Raw genomic sequence first — 16,373 nt, 5'->3', positions numbered from 1 at the left:
ATTGATCTAATTTACAGACCTAAAAGATAAGCAAAAATTAAAGGCGCAACAATAGTTGCATCACTTTCTACAATAAATTTTGGCGTATCGATATCTAATTTACCCCAAGTTATTTTTTCGTTTGGTACAGCTCCCGAATACGAACCATAACTCGTTGTTGAATCGCTTATTTGACAAAAATAACTCCAGAATGGTGTATCGGTACGTTCCATATCTTGGTATAACATTGGCACTACACATATAGGAAAATCGCCTGCAATACCGCCACCTATTTGAAAGAAACCTATACCATTTGTTGAATTATCGGTATACCAATCTGCTAAAAACGTCATATACTCAATACCCGATTTCATGGTACTTGCTTTAAGCTCGCCCTTTAAAACGTAGCTTGCAAAAATATTCCCCATGGTGCTGTCTTCCCAACCTGGGCAAACAATTGGCAGGTTTTTTTCGGCTGCTGCGTACATCCACGAATCTTTTAAATCTATTTCGTAATACTGCTCTAACACACCAGAAAGTAACATTTTGTACATGTACTCGTGTGGTAAATAACGTTCACCTTTATCATCAGCATCTTTCCAAATTTTAAAAATATGCTCTTGTAAACGACGAAAAGCTTCTTCTTCTGGAATACAAGTATCTGTAACACGATTTAATCCTTTTTCAAGTAAATCCCATTCTTCCTGCGGTGTTAAATCGCGATAGTTTGGCACACGTTTATAATGCGAATGCGCCACTAAATTCATGATATCTTCTTCTAAATTTGCACCTGTACATGATATGATTTGGACTTTATCTTGACGAATCATTTCTGCAAAACTTTTACCAAGTTCGGCAGTACTCATAGCACCTGCAAGCGATACTAACATTTTAGCCCCATTTTCTAATTGAGCTTCGTAACCTTTTGCTGCATCAACCAAAGCTGCTGCATTAAAATGCAAATAGTTGTGTTCTATAAATTGAGATATTGGACCTTTAGTACGCATCGTTATCTTTAAATTTAGTGGTTTTATTTACTGATTTGTTATTGTTGGCATTATCAAAATCATCATCAAAATCATCGTTTTGAAACTTATAGCTAAGCATTTTGTAATATAGTTTTGCTGCAAGAAAATCTGAAGATTTTTCATTTTTATTAGGGCAAAGTTCAACAATATCGAACCCTACTACATTTTTTTCTTCGAATACTTGCTTTAAAAAATCTAAGGTTTCGTACCATAATAAACCGCCAGGTTCTGGAGTTCCTGTACTTGGTAGTATTGACGGATCGAAAGCATCAAGATCTATAGTTATAAACACATTATCTGTCATTTGGTCTATTGACGAATCCATCCAAGAATCATCAACAGCCATATCGTGTGCAAAATAGGTTTTGTCTTCGTTTAAAACGGTAGTTTCAATAACATCCATTGAGCGAATACCAACCTGAATTAAATTGGTAGTTTGGCTAGCCTCGTAAACCGCACATGCATGGTTACAGGTTGAACCTTCGTAACTTTCGCGTAAATCGGCATGAGCATCTAACTGTAAAACGGTTAGGTTATTATACATTTCGTTAAACGCACGAATTGTACCAATAGAAATAGAATGCTCGCCACCAAAAAGGGTTACAAACTTATTTTTTTTAATGTATTTTTTAGTCGCTTCATGCACAGCTTCAACCATAGCTTCTGGTGAGCTATTTTCGGTAACTGCAGGCGCTAAAAACACACCTTGTTTGTAAACTTCGGTTCTGGTTTCAATATCAAAAAGTTCCATATTTTCAGAAGCATCTAAAAATGCCTCTGGACCTTTATCTGCTCCTTTTTGCCATGTACTTGTACCATCGTAAGGCACAGGAATTAAAACAATTTTCGCTTGCTCTAATTTTGCGTATTCTTCTGGAATACCTGCGTAGGTTCTATTTTGCATAACCTAATATTTTAAGTAAGTCTTCACTTTTTTGTTGTTCGCTAAATAATTTTGTTTGTAAGTTACCCGCTTCATCTCTATCTATTAAAAGATGTTTAGGCGATGGTATTAGGCAGTGTTGTAACCCGCCAAAACCACCAATAGTTTCTTGGTATGCGCCAGTGTTAAAAAAACCAATATATAACGGTTTGTCTTTATTATATTTTGGCAAATAAATAGCATTCATGTGCTGTTCACTGTTGTAATAATCGTCACTATCGCAAGTTAAACCACCCAATAAAACACGCTCGTAACTATCTTGCCAACGGTTTACTGGTAACATAACAAAACGTTTATTTATGGCCCAGGTATCTGGTAATGTTGTAATGAAAGATGAGTTAATCATGTTCCATTTTTCACGATCGTTTTGTTGCTTTTGGTACAATACTTCGTATATAGCACCACCGCTTTCGCCAACGGTAAAACTACCAAACTCGGTGAAAATGTTTGGTACATCTACGCCTTCTTCATCGCAAACTAGTTTAATTTGGTTTACAATCTCATCGACCATATATTCATAATCGAACTCGAAAGCTAAAGAGTTTTTTATAGGAAAACCACCTCCAATATTTAAACTATCTAAACTTGGGCAAATCTTTTTTAAACTGGTATAAACCTTTAAACATTTTGTAAGTTCGTTCCAGTAATACGCGTTATCGCGAATGCCTGTGTTTATAAAAAAGTGTAGCATTTTAAGCTCAACCTTTTTATTATCCTTTATTTGTTCTTTATAAAAAGGTACAATGTTTTTGTAGCCAATTCCTAATCGTGAGGTATAAAACTCGAACTTAGGCTCTTCTTCCGAAGCAATACGAATGCCTACTTTAAAGGTATCGTTAATTTCTTCAGATAATAAGTCTATTTCTTCATAATTATCAATAATAGGAATAGCATTTTTATGCCCATTATTTATTAATCTAGCAATATTAGTTACGTATTGTGCACGTTTAAAGCCATTGCTAATTACAAAGGTTTCGTCTGTAATTTTGCCTTCAGCCTTTAACGATTCTACAATATCAATATCGAAAGCCGACGAGGTTTCAATATGGATGTCGTTTTTTAAGGCTTCATTTAAAACATGCTTAAAATGCGAACTTTTTGTACAATAGCAATAGTTGTATTTACCAGCATAATTATTGTTTTCAATAGCTTTAGCAAACCAGTGTTTTGCACGTTGAATATTGTTCGATATTTGTGGCAAATAGGTGAATTTTAACGGTGCACCATATTGCTCGACAAGTTCCATAAGGTTAATACCATGAAACTCCAATGTTTTATTTTTTAAAGCGAATTCCTCTTGAGGAAAATCAAAAGTTTGATTGATTAAATCAATATATTTAGTATTCATTTATTCTATTAAAATGTTAAAATTGAGAATTGTAGTTTAACTACATGTTAAGCCAATAAGAACAAAATAATATCAAATACGAAACTGGCTCTGTGTGGTTGGCACAAAGGCATACTCATGCTGTACAGCATAAATTGGAGAAACGGAAGTTAGCTTTAAAATTCGGTTGCTTAATCTGTAAGCTGCTTTTGAGTATGACTTCCTAATTTTCAAAAGCCCGAACATAGAAACAGGTTTCAAATTGTTCAGCTAATAAGTGCGGCAAATGTAATTTATTTTTTAATACAGCAAATATTTTTTTAAAAAAAATGAAAAAAAATTTAAACACGTATGTTATTGGGCGTTACCACAAGGGTCGGGCTATACGCGACAAGTCCTCGCAACCCAATTACCATGGGGTTGCTGTGGGCTTTCTGCTGCTATCCCTAACGCGGGTTTAGGGATTTAATTAAATTTTATTGTAATTCCGAACTTGTTTCGGAATCTTTAATTTATATTAATTCTGAAATAAAGAAATTAATTCAGCATGACAAATCAATATTATTCCGAAGTTGGCAACAAGCTGAAAGATTCGTTAAACCAAGAACGATATTGATTGAATTTGATAATTTAGTATCTTTGATAAAAAGAAACTCGAAATGAATTTAGAAGCTCGAAAAATAGAATTTATTCAAGAATTCCTAAAACTTCAAAACGAAGAAGCAATTTCCAAGCTTGAGAAAATATTGAAAAAGGAAAAAGACACTCCTGACGAAAGGCTAATTAAGCCTATGAGTATTGATGAGTTAAACAGACGAATTGACAAATCAGAATCGGATTTCAAAAACAATCGATTTAAAACAAGTTCTGAACTTTTGGCCAAATACGAATAATGAATTTTAAAATTATTTGGTCTGACTTTTCGGAAACTCAACTTGATGAAATTTATGAATATTACGAAAAGAAAGCTAGTTTAAAAGTTGCTACTAAAATTGTAACTGGAATAATTAAAGAATCGGAAAAATTAATTAAATCGTCTTTCATAGGACAAGAAGAGGAATTACTTAAAGATAGAGAAATACAATATCGTTATTTGGTTTTCAAAAACTACAAACTGATATATTCGGTTGATGAACAAAACGGATTTATAAAAATTGCTGATGTTTTTGATACTCGACAAAATCCACCGAAAATGAAACGAACTAAATAAAGCCTGATTACCTACCATGACTATAAGTAATTGCTCGTTATCGCCTACTTCTGAAAATCCTCGCAGATTTTCAGTTTGGCATGTACTTGCAAAATTAAGCACTAACCAATGCAACTACCTATAGCCGAGACTGTTTTACGGAATCTCACTAAAGCATCTTTAAATTATTAAGCTCTTGAGTAGTTAAATGCTTCCAATGTCCTCGCGGAATATCTTTTTTAGTTAAATGTGCTATAGCTACACAATCTATACTTACTATATCATAACTAAAATGCTCGAAAATGGTTCGGATAATAGTATTTCCTGTATTTTTTATTTTTAAACCAATTTCCTTTTTGCTTGATCCATCGATGTAGCTAATCTCCTCTACTTCAATAAGTGAACCATCAACTTTAAAACCGCTTTGAATCTTTTTAAAATCTTCATGTTTTAAATTTCTATCTAATTCTATATGAAATAGCCTAGGTACACCATTTTTAGAATTGGTAAACTTTTTTACCACAGCCTCATCGTTAGTAAACAATATTAAGCCTTTAGAATTTCTACCTAAACGACCAATTGGCCTAATATTAGCATTTGTAGCATTGGCAACTAAATCCATTACTGTTCTGCCCTTTCCTTCGCTATTTGTGGTTGCAAAACCTTTTGGTTTGTTTAATAACACATAAGCTTTTTGTTCTGGGTTTACACGCGAACCATCGTAACGCACCTCGTCTCCTGGTTTTACTTTGTAACCCATTTCGGTTACAACCTTACCATTTACACTTACTAAACCTGTGGCTATATGCACATCGGCCTCTCTACGAGAACAAATACCAGAATTAGCAATATATTTATTTAACCTAACTTCCTCTGGGTTAGATTTTTTTGGCGCTTTTGGTTTTGTGCTATTCGAGGGCTTTGTAAAACCACCTTGATTTTTAATTGGTGAATTACCTCGTGAATAACTAGTTCGTTTATTAGAACTGCTTCCACCTCTTGATGTATTTTTATTACTGCCTCTGCCTTGGTTCCTGCTCATAGTATTTTAATTTTTGTGCAAAGATATACTTTAAAATTAACGATTTAGACTTTTTAATTTACGATTTTTTTGCGTTAGCGATTGAGCAATTGTTGGAGCTCGTGCAAAATGTATTTGGCACAGCGACTTGCGAAAGCGCGGTTTACAACTTCATAAAAAGTTGTAAAAACGCCCAAAACCATTAAATTCTGTTTAAAATAACACTTACGTCTATTAATAATATACTCAAAACTCCTGTTAATAATATAATTTTTAAAATATTATGAAGTATTAAATAATGCAACTTATCTTTTGAGTACCAAAGCATTGCAACGAAGACAATCAATAAAAAAATGCTAGCATAAAAATACAAATTCATATATCCTATTTGGTATTTAAAAAGTAGTAAATAGGTTGGCACTAACGTTAAAACAGCTAGAAAAGCAAGCATTATTTTTGATGCCTTTTCGCCATATACAACGGGTATGGTGTGGTAATCTTGAAGTAAATCACCTTTTATATTTTCTAAATCTTTTGTCAGTTCCCGCATAGATATTATTAAAAACAAAAATGTTGCATGTACAAAAATTACTGTTTCGTAATTTTTATAATACATAAATATGGCAAAAAATGGCAAAATAGTTAGTATTGCAGACACTAGATTACCAACTATTGGTAGTTTTTTTAATTTATGCGAATACAACCAAATGGCAAATATGTAACATGCAAAAAAGAGTACAGCATTAAATGCCACATAACTTGCAAAAACAACAGCTAAAAAATTAAGTACAAAGTAAAATGACAACTTTGTATTTTGACTTACCAATTTATCTAGTTTCGATTTTATTGGCTTGTTAATTAAATCTTTCTCGGAGTCGTAAAAGTTATTTATAATGTAACCTCCGGCTATAGTTGCTGCCGAGGCTAACACAAGTAAAAACAAATTAATATCTAGTAAAACTTGGCGAATTGGTAAATTGTAAGCTAATATGTAATTTGCTGTTAAGTATTGTGCTATTACAATAACCAAAATATTGTAACCACGCACTACAGAAAACATACTAAAAAACTTAAGTAGAATATGTTTCTGTCTTCTATTTAGCATAAAGAAGTTAAAAATGTTTTGACCCTTCGACTACGCTCAGGGTGACAGAAAATTTAATTAAAAATTGTAAACCACTTCTAGTTTATAATTTGATAAAGATTGTTTTGCTTTTTCTATATCTTCGGTAAACCCTAAAATATAGCCACCACCACCAGAACCACAAAGTTTTAAGTAATACTCGTTGGTTTCTAAACCTTTTTTCCAAAGCTCATGAAATTGCTTAGGAATCATAGGTTTAAAATGGCTTAACACCACTTTTGATAGTTGTTTTGTATTACTGAATAACGATTTTATGTTTCCGCTTAAAAAATCTTCAACACAAGCATCGGTATGTTTTATAAACTTATCTTTAAGCATATTACGGAAACCTTCTTGCTTCATGTTTTCCATAAAAATACTAACCATTGGCGCTGTTTCGCCAACGATACCACTATCTATTAAAAACACAGCACCTTTACCATTTTGTTGTGCAGGAATACCGGTTGCTTCAATATTATCTTTAGAATTTATAAGAATAGGAATGCTTAAATAACTATTTAAAGGATCGAGACCAGACGATTTTCCGTGAAAAAACGATTCCATTTCAGAAAAAATAGCTTTTAATTCTAATAATTTTTCTCTAGTTAAATTTTCAAGAACTGTTATTTTGTTTTTAGCGTATTTATCGTAAATCGCAGCTACTAGCGCTCCGCTACTACCAACACCATACCCTTGCGGAATTGAAGAATCGAAATACATGCCATCTGCAACATCAGATTTTAGTGTTTCAATATCAAAAACAACTAATTCTGGATTTATTGCTGCTAAATAATCTACGTATTTTTTTAAGCTTTCGTTCGATTTTATTGCCGTTTCACTTGGGTTTTCGCTCTTTTTTAAAGCACCATTGTAAAAATTATATGGTATAGATAAACCTTTGGAATCTTTTATAATTCCGTATTCACCAAAAAGTAAAATTTTAGAATAAAATAATGGTCCTTTCATGATTTGAAGCTTATATAGTTTAGCAAAATTACAACAATTTTGCTCCCAAACCTATTTTGTCATTAATATATTGCCCATTTTGGCAATGCTCAACCAACTCATTGTTAATAAATTGATTAATATTTTCAGCTTCACTTTCTGGATAAAGCATATGTACGTTTGCTCCAGCATCTAAAGTAAAACACACTTTAGAATCTGTTTTTTCGCGATACGCCCATATTTTATTTATTACTTGTAACGTATTAGGTTTCATCAAAATAAAATACGGCATGCTAGTCATCATCATAGCATGAAGGGTTAAAGCTTCACTTTCTACAATTTTTATAAATGCATCTAAATTGCCTGACTTAAAAACAGCTATCAAATCATTTAAATTTTTATGTGCTTGCTTAAAACGCTCTTCTGCAAATGGGTGGTTATGCATTAAACCGTGCCCAACTGTGCTACTAACTTGTTTTTCGCCTTTATCTACCAACAAAATAGTATCGTGGTAGTTTTTAAAGTTTTCATGAACTTCAAATGGGTATTTAACACCGTATAAATTTGAACTTTCTGCAAAAGCTTCGTGTGTTCCCCACGTAACCAAATTACCTTCAATACTTCGGCAAGCGCTACCAGAACCCAAACGTGCTAAAAACGACGCCTTTTTATTAAAAAACGACTTATTTAAATGCTCATGGTTTTTGCTTAGCATTCTATCTACACTGGTTAAACACAAAGCTAAAGCGCTCATTCCTGATGCCGATGACGCAATGCCCGAACTATGCGGAAATGTATTTTCGGTTTTTATAACAAAATGATAGTTTTTTAAAAACGGTAAATACGCTTCAACACGTTTAAAAAACGTTTCTATTTTTGGTTTAAAATCGTCTTTTTTCTCATTATTTAAAAACACATCAAACGAAAAATCGGTTTTATTTTCTTTTTCAGAAAACTCTAAAACCGTTATGGTTTTGCACTTACTAAGTGTAAAGCTTATAGAGGGATTTGCTGGTATTTGGTGTTCTTTTTTTCCCCAATATTTTACCAAAGCAATGTTACTTGGCGATTCCCAAGCTACTTTACCTTCTTCAATGGTTTTTGGGTAAGATTTTGTTATAAATTCTTCTACTATCATTCAATAAAAATTATGAGTGCAACTCCCACAAAACGGACTCTTTACAGAAAAAATTGCTTGCAAAAATAAGCAATAGTTTTTTAATTTGATAAGTCCATTAATTTTAAGGTCGTTTTGTAGTTTCTGGCCGTAGCTGTAACCTGTAATTTACGCTCAAAAAAATTATTATTGCACTTTGCTCTACCATAACCAATAGACGAGTAAAAGTAAACACAATTAGAAGTTATTTTAAAACTTTCGTTTGGGTAATTTATCTCTGAAATTTCTTTAATCAAGCTGTTATTAGGAGCTTGAAACAAAAATGTAAAATAGCTGTCTTCTTTTTGCTCTTGCGGAAAAGGGCTGTTATTAAAAATAACACTTAATTCTTCTGGAGTAAGCACTAAAACTGGCACATTAAATTTAAACTTTTTGGCAATAGCTTGACTAATTAAAGTTTCTAAAATGTTATTATTTTCTTCTGAAGATTCAAAAACTACATTTCCGCTCTGTATATAGGTTTGTACATTTTTTAAACCAGATTCTGTTAGTAATGCACGCAAATCTGCCATCGGGATTTTATTTTTTCCGCTTACGTTTATACCTCGTAATAATGCAATAAAAGTTTTCATTTTAGGCTAAATTATGTTTACAATATAAAACTTAAATTATTAAACTATCCGTATTTTTACAGAAAAGCATGAGTACAAAAACATATAGCATTTTAGGTTGTGGTTGGTTAGGTTTTCCTTTAGCAAAACACTTTATAGCTAAAGGCCACAACATTAAAGGCTCGACAACTTCTTTAGAAAAAGTTAACGACTTTAAATCTGAAGGCATATCGCCTTATACCGTAAACATTGAGGAAAACCCAGATTTTGAAGATTTTTTAAATACTGATGTTTTACTTATCATGATAACATCAAAACGTTTTGAAGCATACCAAAATTTGGTTCAGGCTATTGAAACATCTTCTGTAAAAAAAGTGATTTTTATTAGCTCCACATCGGTTTACCCACGAGGCAATAAAACTTACACAGAAACCGATGAAACTATAGATTCTTTACTCACAAAAGTTGAAGCCTTATTTAGAGATAACACAACTTTTAAAACTACAATTATTAGGTTTGCTGGCTTATTTGGTGGACAACGCCAACCTGGGAATTGGTTTAAAGATAAAGAAATACCGCAGCCCAACGGTTTTGTAAACATGATTCATCGCAACGATTGCATTGCTATTATTTCTAAAATAATAGAGTTTGATGTTTTTGGAGAAGTATTTAATGCTTGTGCCAACCATCACCCAACAAGAAAAGCATTTTACATTCAAGCTAGAAAAAGCTTAGGAAAACCAATTCCTGTTTTTAATAATTCGCAACCTTTACAATACAAAAAAATAAGTCCTGAAAAACTTATTAAAACTTTGGATTACAAATTTTTATATTCTGATTTGTTGAACATTTAATCAGCTATACTTCTAGCCGCAATAAAACCACTAGTCCAAGCATTTTGGAAATTAAAACCTCCTGTTATGGCATCAATATTTAAAACTTCTCCGGCAAAAAACAGATTTTTATGAAGCTTACTTTCAAAAGTTTTAAAGTTTATCTCTTTTAAATCTACACCACCAGCAGTTACAAACTCATCTTTAAAAGTGCTTTTTCCTTTTACTTGAAACACTGCTTTTGTAAGTTGTGTGGCTAAATTTTCTAGTTGAGTTTTATTAATATCTGCCCAAGTTTTACTTTCTTCTATTTTTGAAGCTAAAACTAATTTTTGCCACAAACGCTTTGGAATACCAAACTGAGCAAATTTAAACACCGTTTTTTTTGCTAACTCCTGTTTTAATTGCTTTAACACATCTAGACATTGATTAAATTCTTGCTGAATAAAATTAATTTCAATATCAAAATCGTAGTTCATTTCGGCGAGTTCAACAGCGCCAAAAGCAGATAGTTTTAAAATTGAAGGCGCACTAAAACCAACATGTGTTACCAAAAGCGGTCCAGTAGATTCTAAATTTGTATTTAATACTTTAACTGTAACATTTTGCACCGCAACCCCAGGTATGTTTTTTATACGTTTATCGGTAACATTAAATGTAAACAATGACGGCACAGGATTTATAATAGTATGATTTAAGGTTTTTAAAATATCCCACATTTTTACGCTACTACCCGTAGCAACTACTATCTTTTCTGCATAAAATGCTTCAGTTTTTGTTTGTAACACCCAAGCATTATCGTGCTTCTCAATATTTAATACGCCCGAACTATAAATAACCTCAACCTTATATTTTTCAGCTTCTTTTAAAAAGCAATCTATTATAGTTTGAGACGAATTTGATTCTGGAAACATACGTCCGTCATCTTCAATTTTTAACGCAACACCGCGTTCCTCAAACCACGCCATAGTATCGCCCGTCATGAACTGATGAAACGGCCCAAGTAACTCCTTTTCGCCTCTAGGGTAATTAGTTACTAATTCCTGCGGAATAAATTCTGCATGCGTAACATTACAACGTCCGCCACCAGAAATTTTCACCTTTTGCAATCCCGTTTTAGCCTTTTCTAAAACAGCAACTTTTAAATCTGGATTTTGCTTAGCAACATTAATTGCCGTAAAAAAACCAGCGGCACCACCACCTATTATAATAACGTTAAATGTATTCATAGAGTTAAAAAAACGCTGTAAATTTAGCATTTAAAACTTGTTTTATGCTTAAACATGCTTACTTATTTCTACTTGTTTTAGTGGCAAACTGCCAAGACCAAAGTGTAGATTTACCAAAAGATTTAAATGAAGTTTCTGGTAACGAAACAACTATTCAAAACAATGGTATTTGGATGCTTAACGACAGTGGAAACAAATCGCATTTATTTTTAGTTAATGAAGAAGGAAACATTGAAAAAAAATTAAAAATTGATGCAAAAAACCATGATTGGGAAGACATAACATCAGATGAAAAAGGCAATATTTACATAGGTGATTTTGGTAATAATGGCAGCGACCGTAAACATTTAAAAATATTAAAAGTAAATGCTTCTAATTTAGATTCTGATGACAAAATTGATGTAGAAACTATTTCTTTTACTTACGAAGACCAAGACGATTATTCACCAAAAAAAAGCGAGTTGTATTTTGATTGTGAAGCTTTTTTTTACTTTAATAATAACTTCTATTTATTTACCAAAACACGTGTAAATAACGAACATGGCAAAACTAAAGTATATAAACTCCCTGCCAAAAGTGGTAAACAAAAGGCTAAATTAATTGGCAATTATAATTTTGGAGACAATGATTACGATTGGGTTACTGCTGCCGATATTCGTGACGATGGCAAAGAAATTGTTATTTTAACCCAACATAAAATTCACTTATTTAGCAACTTTACCAGTGATAATTTTTTTAATGGTAAACACCAAACCATTGGATTTAATTCCATAACACAAAAAGAGGGTATCTGCTATAAAAATAACAATACCCTCTTTTTAACCGATGAAAAAAATGGTGACACCGGTGGTCGACTTTATACTATTAAAATCGATTAGACTTTTACAGATGCCTGAACATCTAAAACGTTAAGTATTTCATTTTTTTGAAGCACTCCAGATTGCCTCCAACGTGGTTTACCATCTACAAATAAAATCATGGTTGGCACACTGCGTACTTGATAATTTACGGCAAGTTCATTGTTTTTATCAATGTCTATTTTTACGATTTTAACATCATCACCTACCTCATCTTTAACCTCTTTTAAAATTGGCATTAGGGCTTGACAAGGCCCACACCAAGTGGCATAAAAATCTACTAAAACTGTTTTTTTTGAGTTTACAATCTCATTAAAGCTATTAATCATAATATGTTTTTTTTAGGGGGAATTATTAGTCGTAAAAACACACCATGGATTACTTAATTATTTATAAGACACCAAAAATGTAAATTCGTCACATAAAATATTAAAAGGCGAAACCTAGTCTAAATGCAAAACGCACACCATCTTCACTATGAAATAATGATGCATTTAAGGTTGTAAGCTGAGATAAATCGGCAAAAACACCACCTCCTAAAGAGGTATTCCATGTATCACTATTACTTTCTGTACTTAAAACAAAATCATTATCTACCCAAACTCTACCAACATCAAAACCACCATAAACGCCAATATTTAACGGCAATAATCCTGTTCTAACTCTACGCAAGTTCACTCGAATATCAGAACTTTGAGTAAAAGCGGTTTTACCAATAAAACGCTCGTTTCTGTACCCTCTTAATCCCGTTTTTGCACCAATGTTTGCGGCTTGGTAAAACTCAAAATCATCACCTATATTAAAATGTGCTCTGGATTTTGTTGCAAATACCAATTGACCGCTTGGTATAATTTTATAATCGAAGGCTAATTCTGGAATTACATAAGCGTAACTATTCGAGTTATCGGTATTATTTTTATAACCCGCTTCTAAAGCCATGTGCATCCCCATTGTTGGAAATGTGGGATAATCTACATTATCAAATTGATATTTAGCATTAACACCAACAAAATTTTGATTATTAAATACCGAATTTGGCAACACGTTTGGTTGACTAACAAAACGACCAGCAGTGTTATCTACCTCATTATTTTCATAAGATAACCCTAATTGCCAACTGGCTCCTAATTCACCTCGCCAAACTAAAGCTGGCGCAATTTTAAACTTACGTATTTTTACACGGTTATAATCTAAATCGACATCTAATCCATCATTTTTATCTGCTTCGGGATTGATTGTGCTATTACCGTAACCAAAGTAATTTATTGCATAATTAGGGCTTGTAAACCTAGTATCGACGGCTAAATTCCATTTATTTACAACATTAGCAAATTCTGCATTATAACCTAAATCGAAACCACTTGTTGCAAAAAAATAAGCCGCAGAAAAACTATGTTGTGTGGTAAACGGGCTTCGTTTAAACCCATAAGTTGTAAAAGTGTTTACCGCTCCTATTTTTACACCGTCGTCTGGATTGTAACCAATTGAAGGCACCACTTGATTGGTATTATTTTTAGGCTTGGTAAAATCGTAAACATTGGTATTATAATCGTTAGTTAAATGCTTGCTTCCTTTGTTTGTTGTAATTATACTTTCTTTTGATTTATAATCGTAAAACTTAAGATTTTTACCATTTTCAATATTATAGGTGTCTTTATTTTGACCACCTATTAATCGAACTTTTATGAATTTGTTTCCTTCACCAAAAACATTAAAAACATCTTTATCATCTAAACCATAAATCCAGATTTCTTTATTATCATTTTTATTGAAGGTTTTTTCATAGAATTGTTTATCTCTTTTTCCATCAATATTTCTATAGGCAGAAACTTTTGTTTCACCATTTGGCAAACGTTCTATATCGAAAAAATCATCTTTATCTGTTCCTGTTATTACCACCGTTTTATTTAGAACTTTAAAATACGCATTGGCTATTTCTGGTAAATTTTTAAGTCGAGCTTTTAAAACACGTTTTATTCTTGCTAAGGTTTCTGGATTTTGAACCTCTTTAGGAAACTGGTTTAAAGCTTCATCGATAACTTCATCGGTTAAATGTTTTTGAATAAAAGCAACCTGTTCGTTCCACTGCTGTTTTGTGGTTTTGTTTAGCAACATATTGTCTAACCCAAATGGGCTAAAGTTGAAGCCTTTTACACTTCTAATATCATCATTAAAACCTTCCATTAATTTTAAAGCTGGTATAAAACGTGTACCGTATTGCATAAATGCACCATCTCCCATTATGGAAAATACTTGGTCACGATCTCGTGGCACTGCTTTGTAAACTACTTCATCATCACTGATTTCAAACTCTGCCCAACGCCATTGGTCGGTATGCCTATCCCAATCACCAATAGTCATATCAAATAAACGAGCTCTTAAATATCCAATATCGTCTACGCTATATTTTTCATCTTTTCTTAAATGCTCTCTTAAATCGTCTGTACTTACAATATCTTTTGCGTAGCCAAAGCTTTTTATATCGTCGTGACCATCGGAAGGATGTTCTTCAATCATGTATAATTCATCTCCAAAATCTTCATTAAACAATCCTAAAGCGTTTTGTTTAGGCACATAATAAAGCACTGGGTTTGTATGATAAATTCCTAAAGGATCGGATAATGTTGCGGTAACAAATGGAGCATATGGGTGCGACCCAGTAAAAAAGTCTTGAATTAAATTTGCCGGCGCAGTATCTTCAAACTGCCCTTCTATATACTGATTTAAAAATACCGTTGCTTGTAAGTAAACCAAAGCACTTTTACGTAAAGCACGCATAACGTAACGCGCCCCATTTTTATCTTTTAAATGAAGTGATTTTGATTGATGCCCTCCTCCTTTTCTAAAAGGTTTTAAACCGCCAAAAAGTGTATCTAAATTTACGGTTGGTGCTTCTACATTTGTTCCATAAACTTCGCGATAACGTTCGCCCCAAATAGCCTTGTATAATTTAGATTTATCAATTTCTTCCTGCGTGTATATTGATGCTGAAACTTGGTCTGGGAAATTACTATCGAAATCGAAAATTTCATCCGATCTGTCTTTTTTATGCACTTGAGTTTGAAATAAAACCTTATTGGTAGCAGAATAAAAACGCACGAAAGATGATCCGTTTTTAAGCACATCTAATCTTGCATAACCTGGGTTACTAGATGAAAACTCGTCTGCAACGTTTCGGGTTGGTGTAGATTTTGATCCGGCACCGCTAATTATTTGTGGTAAATTATCTTTAACCAAATATTGTAAACTGTGCTCATGGCCAGAAACAAAAATTACCTTATCGTTTTCTTGAGCTAATGTTACTACACGCTTTTTTAAATCGTTGTACCTTTTGTTCTGCAAATCTTCAGGAGAAACGCCACTTGTTTTACGCACTATATTTTTTAAAGTTCCTAAAACAGGTATGGGCTTTAAATGTTGTTTTACAGAATATTTACCACCGTGAGGCCCATTACTAAACATGGGATGATGTAAAGCTATAACTGTAGTTTTACCTCGAGCCTTTTTAATTTCACTTTCTAATTCATCTAAAAATTTAGACCGTGTTTTTATATCGCAATCATCATTAATTGTTGGGTGTTTGTCCCAATTTACTAAATACCATTCTGTATCTACAACTAAAAGTGTTATATCTTCTGAAATTTCAACTTTTTCAATTGGGCATCCATCTTCAGGTAAAAAAGTATTTTTGCCAAGTTTATCTTCAATATATTTTTCTTGCCGTTTTAATCCCTTTAATCCGTTACTGTACCAATCGTGATTTCCGGGAATAAAAACAGCATCACCTTTAAAATCTTTAACTATTTCGGTTTGAACATTTAATTGATGCTCTGCAAACTCTCTACCTTTTTCATCTTTGTCCGGCATGCCTTTAGGGTAAATGTTATCGCCTAAAAACAAAACTGTACTTGCCTTTGGAGCTTCTTTTAAAGTAGCCTCTAAAGCTTGAACCGCTTGAGATTTTGAGCCTATTGGTGAGTTTCCAGCATCACCAATGAGGTAAAAAGAATACACAATATCGGACTCGTTAAAGCTACCCGAAATAACGTCTGTATTGTATTGTGTTTTATAGGTTGCACATGCACTTAAAAGAATTAAACTTAAAGCTATAGATAATCGCTTGAATTGAATGTTCATTAGAGAGGGTTGAAGATTAATTGTTTTTACTTAA

General features: G+C 32.7%; 15 protein-coding genes. 4 read left to right on the top strand and 11 right to left on the bottom strand.

Features of this window, described 5'->3' with window-relative positions:
- Positions 1–11: 11 nt before the first annotated feature.
- From LG651_RS05170 to LG651_RS05160, 3 genes are read right to left on the bottom strand one after another with little or no spacing between them, the layout of a single operon-like run.
- A complete protein-coding gene (locus LG651_RS05170) occupies positions 12–986 on the bottom strand; it encodes a deoxyhypusine synthase family protein (protein ID WP_226695090.1) in 975 nt (324 codons plus the stop codon).
- A complete protein-coding gene (gene speB / locus LG651_RS05165) occupies positions 976–1,911 on the bottom strand; it encodes an agmatinase (protein ID WP_226695089.1) in 936 nt (311 codons plus the stop codon). The genes LG651_RS05170 and speB overlap by 11 nt, the downstream gene beginning before the upstream one ends.
- Positions 1,901–3,298, bottom strand: coding sequence for an arginine decarboxylase (locus LG651_RS05160; RefSeq protein WP_226695088.1), 1,398 nt, complete (start codon positions 3,296–3,298; stop codon positions 1,901–1,903). The genes speB and LG651_RS05160 overlap by 11 nt, the downstream gene beginning before the upstream one ends.
- A gap of 638 nt (positions 3,299–3,936) precedes the next feature.
- Here LG651_RS05160 and LG651_RS05155 point away from each other — a divergent pair.
- Together LG651_RS05155 and LG651_RS05150 are read left to right on the top strand one after the other, a co-directional pair.
- Entirely contained in the window at positions 3,937–4,170 is a 234-nt protein-coding gene (locus tag LG651_RS05155) for a hypothetical protein (protein ID WP_226695087.1), read from the top strand.
- Positions 4,170–4,487 (top strand): type II toxin-antitoxin system RelE/ParE family toxin, encoded by a 318-nt coding sequence (locus LG651_RS05150; protein WP_226695086.1) that lies wholly within the window; start codon positions 4,170–4,172, stop codon positions 4,485–4,487. Before LG651_RS05155 ends, LG651_RS05150 begins: the two co-directional genes overlap by 1 nt.
- Positions 4,488–4,635: 148 nt before the next feature.
- On the opposite strand, the gene LG651_RS05145 is transcribed toward LG651_RS05150, so the two are convergent.
- From LG651_RS05145 to LG651_RS05125, 5 genes are all read right to left on the bottom strand, one after another.
- Positions 4,636–5,508, bottom strand: a complete 873-nt coding sequence (locus LG651_RS05145) for a pseudouridine synthase (RefSeq protein WP_226695085.1) — start codon at positions 5,506–5,508, stop codon at positions 4,636–4,638.
- A gap of 181 nt (positions 5,509–5,689) precedes the next feature.
- The gene (locus LG651_RS05140; protein WP_226695084.1) at positions 5,690–6,592 is read right to left on the bottom strand and encodes a geranylgeranylglycerol-phosphate geranylgeranyltransferase; all 903 of its coding nucleotides are present in this window, start codon (positions 6,590–6,592) and stop codon (positions 5,690–5,692) included.
- A 57-nt stretch (positions 6,593–6,649) separates the two neighbouring features.
- Complete coding sequence (locus LG651_RS05135; protein ID WP_226695083.1) at positions 6,650–7,576, bottom strand: mevalonate kinase family protein; 927 nt, start codon at positions 7,574–7,576, stop codon at positions 6,650–6,652.
- A gap of 28 nt (positions 7,577–7,604) precedes the next feature.
- A complete protein-coding gene (locus tag LG651_RS05130) occupies positions 7,605–8,693 on the bottom strand; it encodes a diphosphomevalonate/mevalonate 3,5-bisphosphate decarboxylase family protein (RefSeq protein ID WP_226695082.1) in 1,089 nt (362 codons plus the stop codon).
- A gap of 80 nt (positions 8,694–8,773) precedes the next feature.
- Positions 8,774–9,304, bottom strand: a complete 531-nt coding sequence (locus tag LG651_RS05125; RefSeq protein ID WP_226695081.1) for a DUF1697 domain-containing protein — start codon at positions 9,302–9,304, stop codon at positions 8,774–8,776.
- 68 nt (positions 9,305–9,372) lie between these two features.
- Here LG651_RS05125 and LG651_RS05120 point away from each other — a divergent pair, with 68 nt between their 5' ends.
- Positions 9,373–10,137 (top strand): NAD(P)-binding domain-containing protein, encoded by a 765-nt coding sequence (locus tag LG651_RS05120; RefSeq protein WP_226695080.1) that lies wholly within the window; start codon positions 9,373–9,375, stop codon positions 10,135–10,137.
- Here LG651_RS05120 and LG651_RS05115 read toward each other — a convergent pair.
- Positions 10,134–11,375: a BaiN/RdsA family NAD(P)/FAD-dependent oxidoreductase gene (locus tag LG651_RS05115; protein WP_394371656.1), complete on the bottom strand. Its 1,242-nt coding sequence runs from the start codon at positions 11,373–11,375 to the stop codon at positions 10,134–10,136. The genes LG651_RS05120 and LG651_RS05115 overlap by 4 nt on opposite strands.
- 14 nt (positions 11,376–11,389) lie before the next feature.
- On the opposite strand from LG651_RS05115, the gene LG651_RS05110 reads away from it, so the two are divergent.
- Entirely contained in the window at positions 11,390–12,223 is an 834-nt protein-coding gene (locus tag LG651_RS05110) for a hypothetical protein (RefSeq protein WP_226695079.1), read from the top strand.
- On the opposite strand, the gene trxA is transcribed toward LG651_RS05110, so the two are convergent.
- Entirely contained in the window at positions 12,220–12,531 is a 312-nt protein-coding gene (gene trxA / locus LG651_RS05105) for a thioredoxin (RefSeq protein ID WP_226543638.1), read from the bottom strand. The genes LG651_RS05110 and trxA overlap by 4 nt on opposite strands.
- Positions 12,532–12,631: 100 nt before the next feature.
- The gene (locus LG651_RS05100; protein WP_226695078.1) at positions 12,632–16,339 is read right to left on the bottom strand and encodes a metallophosphoesterase; all 3,708 of its coding nucleotides are present in this window, start codon (positions 16,337–16,339) and stop codon (positions 12,632–12,634) included.
- Between the last annotated feature and the right edge of the window lie 34 nt (positions 16,340–16,373).

It is taken from the genome of Neotamlana sargassicola, assembly GCF_020523965.1.
Classification (GTDB): domain Bacteria; phylum Bacteroidota; class Bacteroidia; order Flavobacteriales; family Flavobacteriaceae; genus Neotamlana; species Neotamlana sargassicola.
The sequence above is the reverse complement of the archived record's forward strand: the minus strand, read 5'-3'. Positions and strand labels throughout refer to the sequence as shown.